The 15,538-nt window shown below is 70.2% G+C and carries 15 protein-coding genes and 1 pseudogene; 8 read left to right on the forward strand and 8 right to left on the reverse strand.

The window, feature by feature from the left end; translation table 11 throughout:
• A pseudogene (locus AB0G15_RS33685) lies at positions 1–256 on the forward strand (hypothetical protein); the annotation flags it as partial.
• Here the strand turns inward: AB0G15_RS33685 and AB0G15_RS33690 are convergent.
• The 4 genes from AB0G15_RS33690 to AB0G15_RS33705 form a co-directional block, all read right to left on the reverse strand.
• The gene (locus AB0G15_RS33690; protein WP_362847709.1) at positions 246–1,193 is read right to left on the reverse strand and encodes a sugar kinase; all 948 of its coding nucleotides are present in this window, start codon (positions 1,191–1,193) and stop codon (positions 246–248) included. The pseudogene AB0G15_RS33685 and the gene AB0G15_RS33690 sit on opposite strands and share 11 nt — an antisense overlap.
• On the reverse strand, positions 1,186–1,845 hold the full coding sequence (locus AB0G15_RS33695) for a bifunctional 4-hydroxy-2-oxoglutarate aldolase/2-dehydro-3-deoxy-phosphogluconate aldolase (RefSeq protein ID WP_362847711.1): 660 nt from the start codon (positions 1,843–1,845) through the stop codon (positions 1,186–1,188). Before AB0G15_RS33695 ends, AB0G15_RS33690 begins: the two co-directional genes overlap by 8 nt.
• Positions 1,846–1,892: 47 nt before the next feature.
• The gene (locus tag AB0G15_RS33700) at positions 1,893–2,873 is read right to left on the reverse strand and encodes an acetylxylan esterase (RefSeq protein WP_362847714.1); all 981 of its coding nucleotides are present in this window, start codon (positions 2,871–2,873) and stop codon (positions 1,893–1,895) included.
• A 154-nt stretch (positions 2,874–3,027) separates the two neighbouring features.
• Positions 3,028–4,719 carry a family 16 glycosylhydrolase gene (locus AB0G15_RS33705; RefSeq protein WP_362847716.1) on the reverse strand — a complete coding sequence of 564 codons (1,692 nt, stop codon included), beginning with the start codon at positions 4,717–4,719 and terminating at the stop codon, positions 3,028–3,030.
• 166 nt (positions 4,720–4,885) lie between these two features.
• Between AB0G15_RS33705 and AB0G15_RS33710 the strand changes: the two genes are divergently transcribed.
• Positions 4,886–5,695, forward strand: coding sequence for an IclR family transcriptional regulator (locus AB0G15_RS33710; protein WP_362847719.1), 810 nt, complete (start codon positions 4,886–4,888; stop codon positions 5,693–5,695).
• Positions 5,696–5,753: 58 nt separating this feature from the next.
• On the opposite strand, the gene AB0G15_RS33715 is transcribed toward AB0G15_RS33710, so the two are convergent.
• Genes AB0G15_RS33715 through AB0G15_RS33730 form a run of 4 tightly spaced genes read right to left on the reverse strand, consistent with a single transcriptional unit; the run spans position 5,754 to position 9,114 of the window.
• Positions 5,754–6,359, reverse strand: coding sequence for a DUF624 domain-containing protein (locus tag AB0G15_RS33715; RefSeq protein ID WP_362847722.1), 606 nt, complete (start codon positions 6,357–6,359; stop codon positions 5,754–5,756).
• Complete coding sequence (locus AB0G15_RS33720; protein ID WP_362690534.1) at positions 6,352–7,083, reverse strand: SDR family oxidoreductase; 732 nt, start codon at positions 7,081–7,083, stop codon at positions 6,352–6,354. Before AB0G15_RS33720 ends, AB0G15_RS33715 begins: the two co-directional genes overlap by 8 nt.
• Positions 7,080–8,210: a mandelate racemase/muconate lactonizing enzyme family protein gene (locus tag AB0G15_RS33725; protein ID WP_362847725.1), complete on the reverse strand. Its 1,131-nt coding sequence runs from the start codon at positions 8,208–8,210 to the stop codon at positions 7,080–7,082. The genes AB0G15_RS33720 and AB0G15_RS33725 overlap by 4 nt, the downstream gene beginning before the upstream one ends.
• Before the next feature lies 1 nt (position 8,211).
• Positions 8,212–9,114 carry a dihydrodipicolinate synthase family protein gene (locus tag AB0G15_RS33730; RefSeq protein WP_362690528.1) on the reverse strand — a complete coding sequence of 301 codons (903 nt, stop codon included), beginning with the start codon at positions 9,112–9,114 and terminating at the stop codon, positions 8,212–8,214.
• Between the two features lie 210 nt (positions 9,115–9,324).
• Between AB0G15_RS33730 and AB0G15_RS33735 the strand changes: the two genes are divergently transcribed.
• The 6 genes from AB0G15_RS33735 to AB0G15_RS33760 all read left to right on the forward strand — a co-directional run bounded on the left by AB0G15_RS33735 (position 9,325) and on the right by AB0G15_RS33760 (position 15,533).
• Entirely contained in the window at positions 9,325–10,128 is an 804-nt protein-coding gene (locus AB0G15_RS33735; protein WP_362847728.1) for an IclR family transcriptional regulator, read from the forward strand.
• Between the two features lie 49 nt (positions 10,129–10,177).
• Entirely contained in the window at positions 10,178–11,623 is a 1,446-nt protein-coding gene (locus AB0G15_RS33740) for an extracellular solute-binding protein (protein WP_362847731.1), read from the forward strand.
• Between the two features lie 151 nt (positions 11,624–11,774).
• Positions 11,775–12,629, forward strand: coding sequence for a sugar ABC transporter permease (locus AB0G15_RS33745; protein ID WP_362847734.1), 855 nt, complete (start codon positions 11,775–11,777; stop codon positions 12,627–12,629).
• Positions 12,626–13,465, forward strand: coding sequence for a carbohydrate ABC transporter permease (locus AB0G15_RS33750; protein WP_362847736.1), 840 nt, complete (start codon positions 12,626–12,628; stop codon positions 13,463–13,465). Before AB0G15_RS33745 ends, AB0G15_RS33750 begins: the two co-directional genes overlap by 4 nt.
• Positions 13,449–14,330 (forward strand): SMP-30/gluconolactonase/LRE family protein, encoded by an 882-nt coding sequence (locus tag AB0G15_RS33755; protein ID WP_362847739.1) that lies wholly within the window; start codon positions 13,449–13,451, stop codon positions 14,328–14,330. Before AB0G15_RS33750 ends, AB0G15_RS33755 begins: the two co-directional genes overlap by 17 nt.
• Before the next feature lie 66 nt (positions 14,331–14,396).
• Positions 14,397–15,533: a mandelate racemase/muconate lactonizing enzyme family protein gene (locus AB0G15_RS33760; protein WP_362847742.1), complete on the forward strand. Its 1,137-nt coding sequence runs from the start codon at positions 14,397–14,399 to the stop codon at positions 15,531–15,533.
• Positions 15,534–15,538 lie beyond the last annotated feature (5 nt).

The following is a 15,538-nucleotide window of genomic DNA, read 5'->3' on the forward strand; positions in this document are numbered from 1 at the left end:
CTTCCACATGCATTTCACCCCGACCGGCTCCTCCTGGATCAACCAGGTCGAGCGCTGGTTCGGCTTCCTGACCGACCAGATGATCCGGCGCGGAGCGCACAAAAGCGTGCAAGCCCTGGAGAGCGACATCCGCACCTGGATCAACGACTGGAACGACAACCCACGCCCGTTCGTCTGGAAAAGACCGCCGAGGAGATCCTCGAATCCCTCGCCCGATATTGCCGACGAATTTCTGACGCATGACACTAGCGGGTGACGTTGTCATCGGCGTCCAGCAGGGTCAGTTCCCGGCGTCTGGGCAGGCCTTCCCAGTCGCCGGTCACCGACACAGCGAACGCTCCGCACCGCACGCCGTGCTCCAGGCGGCCCCCTAAGCCCTCGCCATCGAGGAAGGCCGAAAGGTAGCCCGCGACGAAGGCGTCTCCCGCGCCGACGGGGTCGATCTCCGTGACCCGCGGTGCCGCCCTGCGCTCCACGGTCCGGCCGTCCGCCGCCAGGGCGCCGTCGGAGCCGAGCTTGATGACGGCCTGGCGTGCTCCCGTCTCCAGCAACCGCCCGGCCAGGTGTTCGGCGGTCGCGCTCGTACCGGTGACCAGTTCGGCCTCCCGTTGCCCGGCGAACACGATGTCGGCCATCGAGGCCAGGCGTGACAGCACCGGTCGTGCCCGATCGGCGGGCCAGAGCAGGCTGCGGTAGTTGACGTCGAAACTGACCGTCACCCCCGCCTCGCGGGCGAGGAGTACACCGCGCTCCACCGCGGCGGCCGCCTGATCTCCGAGCGCGGCCGTGATACCCGTGAGATGGATGAGCCGCGCGGACCTGATCACCTCCACCGGCAGGTCCGCGGGCGACAGCGACGCCCCGGCGAGCCCCTGCCGGTAGTAGGCCACGCTCACCCGGTCAGCGGTGCGGCGATGCCGCAGCATCAGGCCCGTGGGCCGTTCGGCGTCCCTGACCGCGTACCCGACGTCGACCCCCTCACCTCGCAGGGTCGCCGTGATCATGTCGCCGGCGTCGTCGTCACCGAGGCGGCCGATCCAGCACGTCCGATGCCCCAGGCGGCTCATGCCCACGGCGACCGTGGCCTCGGCGCCGGCGAAGGAGATCTCCGCCGGACTGCCCGGCCTGGGCAGCCCCACCGCGGTGGAACGGACCACCGCCATGGCCTCGCCGAGGGTGACCAGCTCATGCATTCCGTACCCCGCGCTTCCAGCCCCGCAGCCCACGCAGGAGTTCGTCCGCACGCGAGGCGAGACCTGTCATGTCCCCGCTCTCGCAGGCGTCGCCGATGAGCGGGCTGCCCATCGCCACCGCGTACGCGCCCGCTCGCAGGTATTCCGGAGCGTCGTGCACGCTCACCCCGCCCGTCGGTACCAGCAGCACGTCCGGTAGGGGAGCCCGGACGGCCGTGATGTAGTCCGGACCGCCGACCGCGGCGACGGGGAAGACCTTCACCATCGTGGCCCCCGCGGAACGCGCCTGCAGGATCTCCGTCGGCGTCAGCGCGCCCGGCAAAACCGGCACACCCAGCAGCCGAGCCTCGTCGATGACCTCGGGCAGCACCGCCGGAGTGACGAGATAGCGCGCCCCGGCCTCCACCGCCGCCCGCGCCGAGGGTGCGTCCAGGACGGTGCCCGCGCCCAGGACCAGCCCATCGAGCCCGGATGCCGCCGCGGCGCGTATCGCCTCCAGCGCACCGGGCGTCGTCAGCGTCAGCTCCACCGCGTGGATACCCCTGTCGACCAGCGTCCTCAGGACGGCCGGAACGTTTCCGGCATCGCGCGTCCGGATGATGGCGATCACCGGACACGCGTCGAGGGTCTGTTCCAGCAACTCGTCTGTCACGCTTCGCTCCAGGACAATGGGGTACGGAAAACCGAATTCTCAAGCTCCTAGCGGTCTGCCAGGAGTTTGTTCAGGTAGCGCAGCTGCTCCTCCACCTGGAAGGGGCCGCCGCCCTCGTGGTTGTTCCACGGCCAGACGGTGATCTCCTTCGGCCCCCGCCAGTGGTTGTAGGCGCCGAACACCGTGGACGGCGGGCAGATGTCGTCCATCAATGCCACCGAGTACAGCGCGGGGACCTGGCCGCGGGCCGCGAAGTTGAGGCCGTCGAAGTAGGCCAGCGTGCGAAACACCTGCTCGGGTGCGGCGCGCTGGGAGGACAGGAAGCGGACGATCTCCTGGTAGGGGTCGCGCCCGGTGATCTCCACGGCCCTGCGGAAGTGGGTGAGGAACGGCACGTCGATCAGGGCGGCCCGCACGTCGGGCCGGAGCGCGGCGACGGCCTGGGCGATGCCGCCGCCCTGGCTGATGCCCGTCACCACGATCGCCTCGGCGTCGACCGCGGGGTGGCCGGCCGCCACGTCGACGGCGCGGGCGGCGTCGGTGAACACCCGCCGGTAGTAGTAGGTGTCGGGGTCCAGGATGCCCCGGGTCATCATCCCCGGAGCGTGCGGCGCGCCACCGGTGTGCGGGTCGGCGGTGGCGCCCGGCTGGTTCACGTGCGCCGCGCCCTGTCCGCGGGTGTCGACCACCAGCGTGGCGTAGCCGGCCGACGGCCAGGTCAGGTGGTCGTGGGCGAAGCCCCGGCCGCCGCTGTAGCCGATGTACTTCACCACGCACGGCAGCGGGCCCTGCGCGCCCCGCGGAACCAGGAACCAGGCACTCACCCGGTCACCACCCCAGCCGGCGAAGGAGGTGTCGTAGACCTCGACGGCGGTGAGGGGGATGTCGTAGGGCGTGAATGTGGGGGCCAGGTCGTGCTCGGCGGCCTCGGCCAGGGTCCTGGACCAGAAGGCGTCGAAGTCGGCAGGCTCCTCACGCTCGGGCAGATAGTCGCGGAGCTTCTCCAGGGGAAGGTCGAACAGAGGCACAGCGCACTCCAAACGGTAGAGGGTCCCGACATTCCACATCACTGGTTGGTGAAGGCGTCATCCGGGGCCCGCGGATGCGGTCCTGCGGCTCGGGATGACGGACGCGGAACGGGCCGCCCGCGCCGGTGCTCGGGTCAGGCGGCCCGTTCTGCGTCTATCGTCCGTTCCCCGTGCGCACGAGCTTCACGGTGTCGGCACGGATGCATCCCGCGCCGTCCCGCGCGAGCCCGACGGTGAACTCGTCCCCGGCCGACGCGTCGACCTCGCCGAGCGAGACCCACTCGGCTCCAGCGGCGCTGAAGTCGACCCGCCGCATCATCAGCTGCGCTCCGCCGCGGCTCAGCGTCACACGCGCCTGGGTGTTGCCGCCCTCGGCTCCGGTGCGGTACACGAACGCCTCGTAGCGGCCACCCGCCTTCGCCGTCACCTTCCAGCTCGCGGCGGCCCCCGGATCGCAGGAGTACCGCGAGGTCAGCGCTCCGAAGCCGGGCAGGGACGACGCCGCCCAGCCGGGGCCGCTCTCGGCGTAGCCGGCGGCGGTCGGACCGTCGTTGTCGGCGTAGTAGTCCTTCTCGTAGTAGCGGAAGTAGTCGAAGGCGGCGGTCGCGGGCAGCGCGGCCGGGTCGGGGTAGTCGTTGTAGGCGACCGCCGTCAGCCACACCTTCATCGAGTCGTGCACGAACGGGCCCGCCGGATAGGCCAGGTAGGCGCGCTGCCTGCCGTCGACGAAGAACCGGACCCCGGCCTCGTCGTACTCGTAGCCGAAGACATGCCAACCCTGGGACAGGTCGGTACCCACGTCGTACCAGCCGCTGGTCACCTGCCGTCGTGGCGGGCGGTGGTCGAAGACGTTGTGGATCACCCGGTTCGGATGGATCGAGTCGATCTCGAAGCCGTCGATCTCGGCCAGCTGGCACTTGTGCACGCCGTTGGCGCCGCCGCACATGGACCAGAAGGCGGGGTGCCATCCGGGACCCTTGTTGATCCAGACGCGGGTCTCGTAGTACCCGTAGCGCATGAGGTCCTTGGAGACCAGACCGCCACCGGTGAAGGGCTTGCCCCGATCCGTCTCCGCCTTCAGGTCGATGACGGCGGCGCCGTCGCTGCCCGGCACGTCGGGGTCGAAGCGCACGTTCGCGGCGCGCTGCGAGCTGTTGCCCCGGACGTCGGTGCGCGGGTCCCACGGGCCGTTCGCCCAGTCGATGGGCTTGGTGAACTCGTCGGCGAAGGCGAGCCGGTAGTCGCCGAGGCCGGGGCCGTCCGGCGGCGGCGGGTTGGCGGGTCCGCCCCGCCGCAGCCGGACGGCGTAGGTGCGCGTGTACTCGTCGAGGGGATCGACGGGTGTGAGGTCCGGTCCCGCTGTGAGCGTCACCGTGACGTCCTGCCCCGCCCTCGCGACCACCGGCCCGAGCGGGCGCCAGTACCCGCCGCCCTCGCGCTGGTTGACGACGTGCGTGCGCCCGCCCGGCGTGACGGTGTATTCGGCGTTGCCGGCACTGGTGTGGAACGGCGGGTACCAGACGTCGACCTGGTAGGCACCGGCCTTGGGGGCGGTCAGCGTCCAGGATGCGGTGTCGCCGGGCTTGTTGGTGTAGCGGGCCTGGCCGCCGGCGAACCCGGACAGGGCGCCGGGCAGCCACCCACCGGACTCCCGGTACTCCGGGTCGAAGACGGTCTTGACCAGGGTCCAGGGCTTACCGGTGTGTGTGCGGGCTCCTTCCACGGTCGCGACACCAGCCGTTGTACGGACTTCATCCGCGGTCGCGACGCCGGTGGTGACGGATAGCGCGCTCGCGATCACCAGTCCGGCACAGAGCATGAGAGATGGTCGTCGGAGGGTGGGCATCAGGGCTCCTCGCCTCATCTTTTAGATTCTAAAACTGTATAACAGATGGATAATCCAAATGACAGTGCTATCACCCATTGCCCACGATGCCCGGTTCTTCACCGTGAAGGAGCGATGTCATCTACGATGTGGATGACACTTCTACAATCCGGGACAGGTGAAGATCATGGCGGCCCGTGTGTCGGCTCGTGAATCCGCAGGAGGTACGCAGAGCGTCGAGCGTGCGCTCTCCCTGCTGTCGGCCTTCAGCGAGGAACGCCCCGAGCGCCGTATCTCCGAGCTGGTAGCCGCCACAGGGCTCGGGCAGTCGACGGTGTCGCGCCTGGTCGGCGCACTCGTCACTCTGGGATACCTCTCGCACGACGAGCGCAGCGGCCTCTACTCCGTCGGACCACAGGTGATCACACTGGCGGGCATCGGGCTCAACCAGTCGCCGGTGCACCAGCAGTCGCGTCAGCAGGCCCAGAATCTCGCCGGCGCGCTGGGCCTGGGCGCCAACGTGGCCGAGCGCCACGGCGCGAGCATGTTCTACCTGTGCAACTTCGAGGGTCCCAGCGCTCCGCGTCCCTCCACGCTGATCGGCCGCGAAGGACCGCTGCACGCCACGGCCATGGGCAAGGCACTGATCAGCGAGCTGTCCCCGGCCGAGGTCGGCGAGTTGCTCGGCACCACATACGCCCGCTACACGCCGCACACGATCACCGAGCTGGGGGACCTGATGGCGGCACTGAAGGAGGTCCGCCAGCGCGGTTACGCCACCGAGGTCGAGGAGCTGGCCTTCGGACGCGCCTGCCTCGCCGCGCCGCTCCGTGACAGGACCGGCCGCATCGTCGCCGCGCTGTCGGTCTCCGGCCCGCTGTCCACCATGAACCTCGCCCGGCGCCAGAACGAGCTGGCGATGACGGTCATCGAGTACGCCGACCAGATCTCATCGAGCCTCGGTTACCACGCGACGGCGACGGCTCTGCCCGGCTGACCTGCGCGTTGATCCCCGCGGCCGTGACGACAGCAGAGCACGGCGGACGGCCGGCACGTCAGTTCTCCGCAAGCGGCGGCAGGCCGCGGCGGGCGGCGAGGGTGGCCAGCAGAACGGGCAGCGACGGGACGAGGAGCGGCAGCGCGGCAGGAGTCGTGAACCAGGCACCGACCACGAGAACGGCGACGAGCAGGGCCACTCCCAGCGTCGCGACCGGATGCCTCCATGCGACCTCCATCGTGGCTCGCCAGGCCTGGGTCGGGCTCAGGTCCATGTGTGCCAGAACGGCGGGCAGCTGCATCAACGTGGCGAGATAGAGGAACAGTACGACGGCGAGGCCGTACACCACCGGCGTGCCGCGAGCGGCCAGCAGGTAGAAGACGAGCACCCACACGGTCAGCAACGGCACGCCGAGCGCCGGTTGCGACGAGACCAGGTTCGCCCGCCACGCCGACCAGAAGTCGCGCCACATCCGCGGAGAGCGGCCGAGCAGGTAGTCACGCTCAAGGACGTAGAGAGCCTGCGTGCTGGGGCCGAGCCCGCCGACCACCAGGCCGGCCAGCACACCGAGGACCCACAGCAGGTTGAGCCCGACCAGCCGGGCCGGCCAGTCGAGCCACCCGTAGAGGCGCCCGAACCGCCCCCCGATCTCCACCTCAGGCATGGTCGTCCAGGCGGGCCCTGAGGTCGGCGCGGGCGAAGGTCGCCGGTGAGGTGATCGACAACCCGCCGTCGACCGGCAGCACCACTCCCGCGATCCCTGACGCCGCGGGTCCGGCGAGGAAGGCGACGGCCTCGGCCACCTCGGCCGGTGTGATGGTGCGGCCGATCGGATAACCGCCCGCGGCATCGGGCAGGTCGGCGCCGCCGACCATGCCCGGCGCGACGGCGTTCACGCGGACCCCCCTCCCGGCGACGTCCAGCGCGAGCTGACGGACCAGCGCGTCGACCCCGCCCTTGGCGGCCGCGTACGCCGCGACCCAGGGAGCGGCCAGGAACGAGTTCACCGATGATACGGCGACGATCGCGCCGCCCTCGCCTAGGTGGGGCAGGGCCGCCCGGGCGGTGAAGAAGAACGTGTCGAGGCACCCCGCGAACGCCGCCCGCCACTGATCGTCGGTGGTGCGATCGGCCCGGGCTATGGGCATGACGCCCGCCGCCGGCACCAGCACGTCGAGGCCGCCCATCACCTCGACCGCGGTGGCGACCGCCGCCGTCGCCGCCGCCGGGTCGGCGCAGTCGGCGGCCAGGTCGGCGGCCAGCACGTCGTGCTTGGACTCCTCCAGCGAGACGCCCACCACGCGCGCGCCGTCGGCGGCGAAGCGCTCGGCGATCGCCCGCCCGATCGGGGTGGACGCCCCGACCAGCAGCACCCTCCGTCCGCTCATGCGGCCACCAGCTTCTCGACCGCGGCCACGTCGACCTCGACTCCCAGACCCGTCCCCACCGGGACCGCCATACCGGTCGGCGTCGGCTCCAGCGGTGTGGACAGGATGCGGTTGGCCTCGGGGAACAGCGTCGGGTGATACTCGAACGCGAGCAGGTTGCCCGCGGCGGCGCTCACGTGCAGGCCCGCCGCCACCGCGATGCCGAGCCCGGCCGAGTGGTGCGGCGCCACCGAAAGGTGGTGCGTCTCGGCGTACTGGGCGATGGCCAGCCCCTCGGTGATGCCGGTGCGCCCGATGTCCGGCTGCAGCAGACCCACGGCGCGCGCGTCGACGAAGGGGCGGAACTCGAAGCGGTGCCGCATGCTCTCGCCCGTGGCCACCGGGATGTCCAGCCGGGTGGCGAGGTCTGCGTGCCCCGCGACGTCCTCGAAGGCCAGCGGCATCTCGAAGAACCAGGCGTCGAGCTCCACCAGGGCGCGGCCCAGCCGCATCGCGTCGGCCAGGCCGTACACGCCGTGGACGTCGACGGCCACGCGAAGGTCGTCGTGGACGGCACGCAGCGCCTCGACACTGGCGATGTCGGCCCGCACCCCGTAGCCGAGGCCGACCTTCACCTGCCGCACTCCCCGCGCCACCCAGTCGCGGGCCTGCGCCACGCGGTCGGCGTCGCTCTTGCCCGGCAGCCCGGAGACGTAGGTGGGCACGACGTCACGGTAGGCGCCTCCCAGCAGCTGCACGACCGGCTGCCCGATCAGCTTGCCCGCCAGGTCCCACAGTGCGATGTCGACCGCCGCGAGGGCGTCGGCCTGGTGCCCGCCGAGGTGCCCGCGCTCGCGCATGAGGTCGCGCAACCGGTCGACGATCGGACGTACGGCCAGCGGATCGGAGCCGACGAGGACCGGCGTGAACAGCTGCGACACGATCTGCGCGGGGACCTCGGGAGCGACGGGGGCCAGCGCCTCGCCCCAGCCGGTCGTCCCGTCGTCGGTGACGATGCGCACGAGCAGCGTCTCCCGGCGGCTGCCGTAGATGCTCGGCCACGGCGGACTGGTTCGGTACGTCCTCGCGCCGCCGTCCTGCGCGGGCAGGGACAGCGGGTAGACGTCCACTCGCTCGATGACGGTCATGTCAGATGTTCCTCACGGCGATCGGCAGGGGGGTCAGGGTCTCGTTCAGCAGAGCGATGCCCGCGGCGTCCAGCGGTTTGGCGGGTGAGCGCACGATGGCGTGGTCGATGATGCCACGCCGTACCAGCACCTCCTTGTGCACCGCCCAGGCGATGCCCTGCTGCAGCCCGTGGACGACGAGCGGCAGCAGCCGCGCGAACGCCTCGCGCGCGGCGGCGTGGCGGCCGGCGTTCCAGTCGGCGAGGATCGGCGCCAGCAGATCGGGGAACTCGCACGCCGGCATCGTCCCGACCGCTCCGCGCGCGTACTCGTCGAGCACGAACTGTCCGTTCATGCCGCCGAGCACGGCGAACCCCTCGTCGCCGAGTGCGGCGACCACCGCGCCGACCTTCGGCACGGTGGGCGGCGACTCGATCTTCACCGAGGTGACGCCGGGCAGCTTGCTCAGCTCCACGACGAGCGAGGGCGACATGGCGACGCCGGTGACGCCCGGCGCGTCCTGCACCATCACCTCGACCCCGACGCCACCTAGAGCGGCGTAGAAGTCGACGAGCTGGTCAGGGCCGGGCTTCACCATGAACGGCGGCAGCACCATGAGCGCGTCCGCGCCGCCGTCGGCCGCCTCGCGGGCCTGTTCGAGCGCCGTGACGGTCGATGTGCCGTTGACCCCGGCGACCAGCGGAACCTGCCCGCCCGTCACCTCGGCGACGTCGGCGAGGATGGTCCGCCGCTCGGCCGCGGTCAGCGCGAAGCCCTCGCTGGCCATGCCGAACACAGCCACGCCGTCGACGCGAGCGGTCAGCTGGAACTCAACGAGCCGGCGCAGGCTCCGGCGGTCGAGGGAGCCGTCAGGCAGGAACGGGGTGGCCAGGATGGGGACCAGCCCCTGAACGGTATGGGTCATGCGGTGCTGAGCTCCTCGGCGAGACGGCGGCGGGCGGGGCGAGATCACGACCGGGCACCCGCTGGATGGGCAGGTGCAGATCGAGCGTTCCGGCATCACGAATCAGCATCTGGCATCCAGAAAGGGATTGACTCGATGCAACATATGCGTAACCTTCCCACATAGTGCATGAAACGTTCAATTTTGATCAAGATTCGATTCGGAGACACGGTGGCATCGGAGCTCGGCACCAACCAGAGCGTGGAGAAGGCCGCAACGATCCTCTCCGCCTTCGTCGACGGACGCCTGCTCCGCGTCTCCGACGTCGCCAAGCACGCCGGGCTCGGCCAGTCCACGGCCTCCCGGCTGCTGGCCACACTGGAGTCCCTGGAGTACGTCGAGCGCGACCCGGTCAGCAGCCTGTACCGGCTCGGGCCCGCGCTCATCACACTGGCCGGCACCGCCGTCAACCAGAATCCGGCGCACCGGGAGGCCCGCCAACCCGCCCAGAACCTGGCCGCGTCGCTGGGCCTCGGCGTCAACGTCGCCGAGCGCCGCCAGGAGTCGCTGTTCTACCTCTGCAACTTCGAGGGACGGCTCGCACCGAGGTCGTTCGCGCTGATGGGGCAGCGCAACCCCCTCCACGCCACCGGCCTGGGCAAGTGCCTGCTGCTCGGCCTCGACCCCGCGCAGCGCCGTGCCCTCATGCCCCGGCTGCACCAGTACACGCCGTACACCATCACCACGCACGACGAACTCGACCGCGTGCTCGACGAAGCGGCCAGGCGCGGGTACGCCACCGAGACCGAGGAGCTCGCCCTGGGGCGCGCGTGCATCGCCACGCCGATCCTCGGCCACTCCGGATCGGTGGTGGCCGCCATCTCGATCTCCGGGCCGCTGTCCACGCTCGACCTCACGGGCCGGGAGGCCGAGCTGGCCAGCACCGTCATCGAGACCGCCGACTCGATCAGCGTCGGTCTAGGTTATCTCGGCCCGACGCACGCGCCGCCATCCATCACCGGCGTCCGCGGCTGACGCCCGAAGGCTCTTATCTCACCCCCCAACGTCCAAGGGAGCTCAACCCATGATCCATACAAGACGCGCTCTGTACTACGCGGCGGCCGCGGCGCTCACGCTGACCCTCAGCGCCTGCAGTCTCGTCGGCGCGGGTGGCGAGGAAGCCTCCTCCGGCTCAAAGATCACCGTCACCGTGGCTCTCGTCCCCGACCCCCCGGGAGCCAGCGAGTTCTACCGCCAGCAGTTCGACACGTTCCAGGCGGCCAACCCCGACATCAACGTCAAGGTCGTCGAGAACCCCTCCGACCAGCAGCTCAGCGCCATCGAGCTGATGTTCCAGCAGGGCAGCTCGCCCGACGTGTTCCGCGCCCAGGACAACGGCATGGACCGGATGCTGGAGCGCGGCTGGGTCGCACCGCTGGACCGGTACGTCACCCCGGAGTTCCTCGGTCGATTCCCCCAAGGCTCGATGGAGCCGGCGACCTCCGGCCTGCACCGCGACGGCAAGCTCATGAGCCTGCCCCTGGTCTGGGGCAACTGGTCGCCGCTGCGCGTCTTCATCTACAACAAGGCGATTCTCAAGGAGAACGGCTTCGACGGCCCGCCCAAGAACTGGTCGGAGATGGAGAAGATGGCCACGGCCATCACGAAGAAGGGTGACGGCAAGGTCTTCGGCTACGCCCCCACCGCGGCGAAGGCGCTCGCGGTCGAGATGCTGGCCAACACCGCCGTTCCCTACTCCGTCCCCGCGCAGGGCATCGACTTCCGCACCGGTGAGGCGGCGACCGCCGACCCGGGCATGGTCGAAGCGGTCGAGCTGCACCGCCGGATGCAGGCCGATAAGGTGATGATGCCCGGCTGGGAGAGCTGGGACGGCAACCGCGCCTTCACCGAGTTCGCCGCGGAGAAGCTGGCGATGTACCCCAGCGCGCCGTGGAACGTCGCCGAGATCCGCAAGCTCAACCCCGAGATCGAGATGGGCGTGTCGGCGATCCCCGTGCCCGACTCCGGTCGCGGCGCCTACACGGCACTCCCCCAGTCCTTCGGCCCGCTGTGGGGCATGTCGGCCCAGTCCAAGCACCCGAAGGAGTCCTGGAAGGTCATGGACTTCCTCTCCTCCCTGGAGTTCCACAAGGCCTACTACACCAAGTTCGGCACCTTCACCGCCCTGGAGAGCGCCTGGAAGGACGAGGCCGTCAAGAACCCCGACCAGAAGGCCATCCTCGACGTCGCCACCGAGACGCTGCGGCTCGCGCCCAACCCCAAGCTCGCCAGCGAGGGCGGGAAGATGATCCTGACGGCCCGCGAGGGCAAGCCCGAACTGCGGCACATCGACGCCGCCGCCGACTCCATCGTGAACAACAAGCCGTTCCTGCCCATGGCCAAGGACATCGACAAGAAGCTCGGGACGCTGATCGACGAGACCATCGCCGCGAGCGGCGGCAAGGCCTCACGCAAGGACATCACCTTCCCCGGCTGGAACCCGCTCGAGCCGTTCGAGCCGGAGCAGTGACTACACCATGACGACAACGCAGTCCAGGGGCGGCGCCGTGGCAGCGCCCGCGACACCGCCCCCGGCTCGCGGCGGATCAGCCGCCACACCCGGGCCGTCTCCGTTCCGCGGGCTCAGGAAGCACGGGTGGAGCTACGTCTTCCTCATCCCGATGGTTCTGCTCTTCGGCGCGTTCACCATCTGGCCGATGATCGCCAGCTGGTGGTACGCGTTCTTCGACTGGGACGGCGTGGGCACCCCCACCACGTGGGTCGGTCTTGACAACTTCGCCGAGGTTCTCGGCAACGGGATGTTCTGGCAGGCGTTCTGGAACTCGTTCCTGTTCTCGCTCGTCGCCATCTTCGTCGAGATGCCGCTCGCGCTGCTGTTCGCCATCCTGCTGAACAACTCCCGGCTGCGCGGTCGCAACCTCTACCGGCTCTCGCTCTTCCTGCCCGTCGTGGCCACGACGGCGGTCATCGGCATCGTCTTCGCCGTGCTGTTCGACCCGGCGGGCGGATTCGTCAACGACATCCTCATCAGCCTCGGGCTGGTCGACCAGCCGATCAACTTCCTCGGCTCGCCCTCGACGGCGCTGCCGACCCTCATGGGCATCGACGTGTGGAAGGGCTTCGGCATCACCCTCATCTACTGGCTCGCCGCCCTGCAGACGGTCCCCCAGAGCACCTACGAGGCCGCCCGCATCGACGGGGCCGGCAGCGGCCAGCTCCTGCGTTACGTGACGCTGCCCATGGTGACGCCGATCGCGATCGTCATCCTGCTGCTGGTCTTCCAGCGCAGCCTCAACACCTTCGACCTCGTCCAGGCCACCACCCAGGGCGGTCCCGTCTTCGCGACGGATGTCGTGCCCACCTACATCTACCGCTACGCCTTCGACCCGTTCATCCAGGCCCCGCGCTACGGTTTCGCCTGCGCGGCCGGCGTGGTGTTCGGTCTCTTGACCCTGGTCGTCACGCTGTTGCAGGCCCCGCTGCTGCGTAACAGGTACAAGGTGGGCGCAGTATGAACAAGAGCTTCTGGTATCGCCACCGGTTCAAGGCCTGGCACGTGTTCCTCATCCCGTTCTGCCTGATCTGGGTCTACCCGTTCATCTGGATGATCTCGGCGGCGTTCAAGTCGCAGCGCGAGATGCTGCTCGGCGGCCTGTCGGTCATCCCCGAGGAGTGGACCTGGGGGAACTTCCAGCGGGCCTGGACGACCGCGCGGTTCGGCGACTACACGATGAACACCATCACCTACTCGGTCACGGTCGTCGTGCTCGTCCTGCTCGTGTCCGCGCTGGCCGGGTACGCGCTGGCCCGCAAGGACCTGCCCGGCAAGAAGGTGATCGTCGGCATCCTCGTGGTGACGATGTTCATCCCGCACGGCTACACGATCATTCCGACGTTCCTGCTGGTGAACGGGATGGGCCTGAACAACGGCCTGCTCGGCGCCACCCTCGCCCAGGCCGGACCGGCGCTCGTGGTGCCGGTCCTGCTGTTCATGGGGTTCTTCGGCGGGATCCCGAAGGAGCTGGAGGAGGCGGCCAGGGTCGACGGCGCCGGCTACCCGAGGACGTTCTTCCGCATCATGCTGCCGCTGGCCAAGCCGGTGATCGGCACGGTGGCGCTGATGCAGTTCATCAGTGCCTGGAACGCGTTCTTCATCCCGCTGGTGTTCACACTCGGCCGCCCCGACCTGCGCACGCTCGGCGTGGGCATGTACAACTTCTTCGGTCAGAACTCCACCGACTGGACGGGCCTGGCGGCCGGCGCGTGCATCGCGGTCATCCCGATCATCGTGGTGTTCCTGTTCCTGCAGCGCACGTTCGTCGAGGGGATCGCCGGTGCGGTCAAGAGCTGACGCCGTCTCCGAACACGCCTACGAGCAGGGCGAGGGTCCCCGGGTCGACCCGCGCACCGGCGAGGTGCTGTGGGTGGACATCAAGGCGGGCACCGTGCACCGGGCGCTGTTCGAGGCAGGCGCCCTGCACGTGGTCACCGACTACGAGGTGGGCACGAGGGTCGGGGCGGTGGCGCCGTTACGCGAGCCGGGCGCCGGGTGGGTGCTGGCCGTACAGGACGGCTTCGCGCACCTGGCGGAGGACGGCCGCCTCACGCCGATCGCCTCCGGTCTGACCTCGGGACGCGACCAGATGAACGACGGCGTCTGCGATCCGGCCGGGCGGTTCTGGGCGGGCTCGCAGGCGATTCCGCGCGAACCGCGCGCGGCGCTGTTCCGGCTCGACGGCGACGGCTCGGTCACCCGGGCGCTGGAGTCGGTCACCGTCTCCAACGGCATCGGCTTCACCGCCGACGGCACGACGATGTACTACATCGACACGCTCCCCCACCGGCGGCTGGAGGCGTTCGACGTCGTCGATGGGGAGCTGTCCGGGCGGCGCGTCATCGCCGACGTGGCCGGCGGCAACCCCGACGGGCTGGCCGTCGACGACGAGGGCTGCGTCTGGGTGGCGGTCTGGGACGCCTCGGCCGTGCACCGCTACGCACCCGACGGACGGCTGCTGGCCGTCGTCGACCTGCCCGTTCCCCGGCCCACCGCGGTCTGCTTCGCGGGCAGCACGCTGCTGATCACCACCGCGTGGCTGGGCCTGGACCACCCGCCCGCCGGGAGCGGAAGGCTGTACGCGGTCGACGCCGGAGTCGGCGGCCCTCCGGCCTCCGCCTGGGCGGGGACACCGGCCACCACGTGGGCGGGAACGCCGTGAAGACCACCGAAACCGAGCAGGTGAGAACGCCGTGAAGACCACCGAAATCGAACGGGTGGGAGCGCCGTGAAGATCACTGAGATCGAACCGCTGCCCGTACGCACCCGGGAGGCGTCGTTTTTCCTCGTCGTCGTGCACGCCGACGAGGGGCTGTACGGACTGGGCGAGATCGGCATGCGCTCGCGTCCGGAGACGATCCACGGGGCGCTGCGCGACCTGGCCGCCCTGGCCGTCGGTCAGGACGCGACCCGGATCGAGCACCTGTGGCAGCTGCTGCACCGCGGCGGCTTCTTCCCCGGCGGCTCCGACGTCGGAGCCGCCGTCGCGGCCATCGACATGGCGCTGTGGGACCTGCGCGGCAAGGCCCTCGGGGTGCCGTTGTACGACCTGCTGGGCGGTCGCTCCCGCGAGCGCGTGCCCGCCTACGTTCACCTGCTCGGCCGCGAGCTTCCCGAGCTGGTGGACAACGCGCGCGGGCTGGTCGAGCGGGGCTGGACTCATCTGCGCATCGGCCTGGACGACCAGGTGGGCGACGTGTTCGAGCCGCGCCGCGCGGTCCGCCGCACGCTCGGCGTGGTGCGGGGGCTACGTGAGGCGCTCGGCGACGACGTGGAGCTCCTCATCGACGTGCACACCCGGCTCGACCCCGCGGAGGCGGTGCTGTTCTGCCGCGAGGTCGAGGCCGCGCGGCCCTACTTCGTGGAGGACCCGCTACGGGCGGAGGCGCTGGAGTCCTACCGGGCGCTGCGCGGGCGCACCGGTGTGCCGCTGGCCGCCGGCGAGCAGCTCACGAGCAAGTGGGAGTTCCGGCCGCTGATCGAGGAGGATCTCATCGACCACGCGCGCATCGACCTGTCCAACACCGGCGTCACCGAGGGCCGCAAGATCGCGGCGATGTGCGAGGCGCACCACATCCGGGTCTCGACCCACAACCCGCTGGGTCCCGTGTGCACGGCCGCGTCCGCGCACGTCAACCTGAGCCTGCCCAACGTCGGCCTGCAGGAGCAGGCACGGCCCTACGGGTGGGACGACACCGGCGTCATCGTCGCCGGCCCGCGCGTCGCCGACGGCGCGGTGGTGCCCGCCGACCTGCCCGGGCTCGGCGTGGAGATCGACCTGGCGGCTGCCCGGCGTGCGACGCCGGTGATAATGAACCCGCCCCCGCGCTTCCGGCGCGACGACGGCTCGTTCACGAACTGGTGAGGTTT

The sequence above is a fragment of the Streptosporangium sp. NPDC023825 genome (genome assembly GCF_040639575.1).
Taxonomy (GTDB): domain Bacteria; phylum Actinomycetota; class Actinomycetes; order Streptosporangiales; family Streptosporangiaceae; genus Streptosporangium.

Bases quoted from the DNA above. Each gene is read 5' to 3' on its own strand.
- AB0G15_RS33740 (WP_362847731.1), top strand. From the start codon at position 10,178: ATGATCCATACAAGACGCGCTCTGTACTACGCGGCGGCCGCGGCGCTC.
- AB0G15_RS33725 (WP_362847725.1), bottom strand. From the start codon at position 8,210: ATGACCGTCATCGAGCGAGTGGACGTCTACCCGCTGTCCCTGCCCGCG.
- AB0G15_RS33690 (WP_362847709.1), bottom strand. From the start codon at position 1,193: ATGCATGAGCTGGTCACCCTCGGCGAGGCCATGGCGGTGGTCCGTTCC.
- AB0G15_RS33730 (WP_362690528.1), bottom strand. From the start codon at position 9,114: ATGACCCATACCGTTCAGGGGCTGGTCCCCATCCTGGCCACCCCGTTC.
- AB0G15_RS33745 (WP_362847734.1), top strand. From the start codon at position 11,775: ATGGTTCTGCTCTTCGGCGCGTTCACCATCTGGCCGATGATCGCCAGC.
- AB0G15_RS33705 (WP_362847716.1), bottom strand. From the start codon at position 4,719: ATGCCCACCCTCCGACGACCATCTCTCATGCTCTGTGCCGGACTGGTG.
- AB0G15_RS33720 (WP_362690534.1), bottom strand. From the start codon at position 7,083: ATGAGCGGACGGAGGGTGCTGCTGGTCGGGGCGTCCACCCCGATCGGG.
- AB0G15_RS33750 (WP_362847736.1), top strand. From the start codon at position 12,626: ATGAACAAGAGCTTCTGGTATCGCCACCGGTTCAAGGCCTGGCACGTG.
- AB0G15_RS33710 (WP_362847719.1), top strand. From the start codon at position 4,886: ATGGCGGCCCGTGTGTCGGCTCGTGAATCCGCAGGAGGTACGCAGAGC.
- AB0G15_RS33715 (WP_362847722.1), bottom strand. From the start codon at position 6,359: ATGCCTGAGGTGGAGATCGGGGGGCGGTTCGGGCGCCTCTACGGGTGG.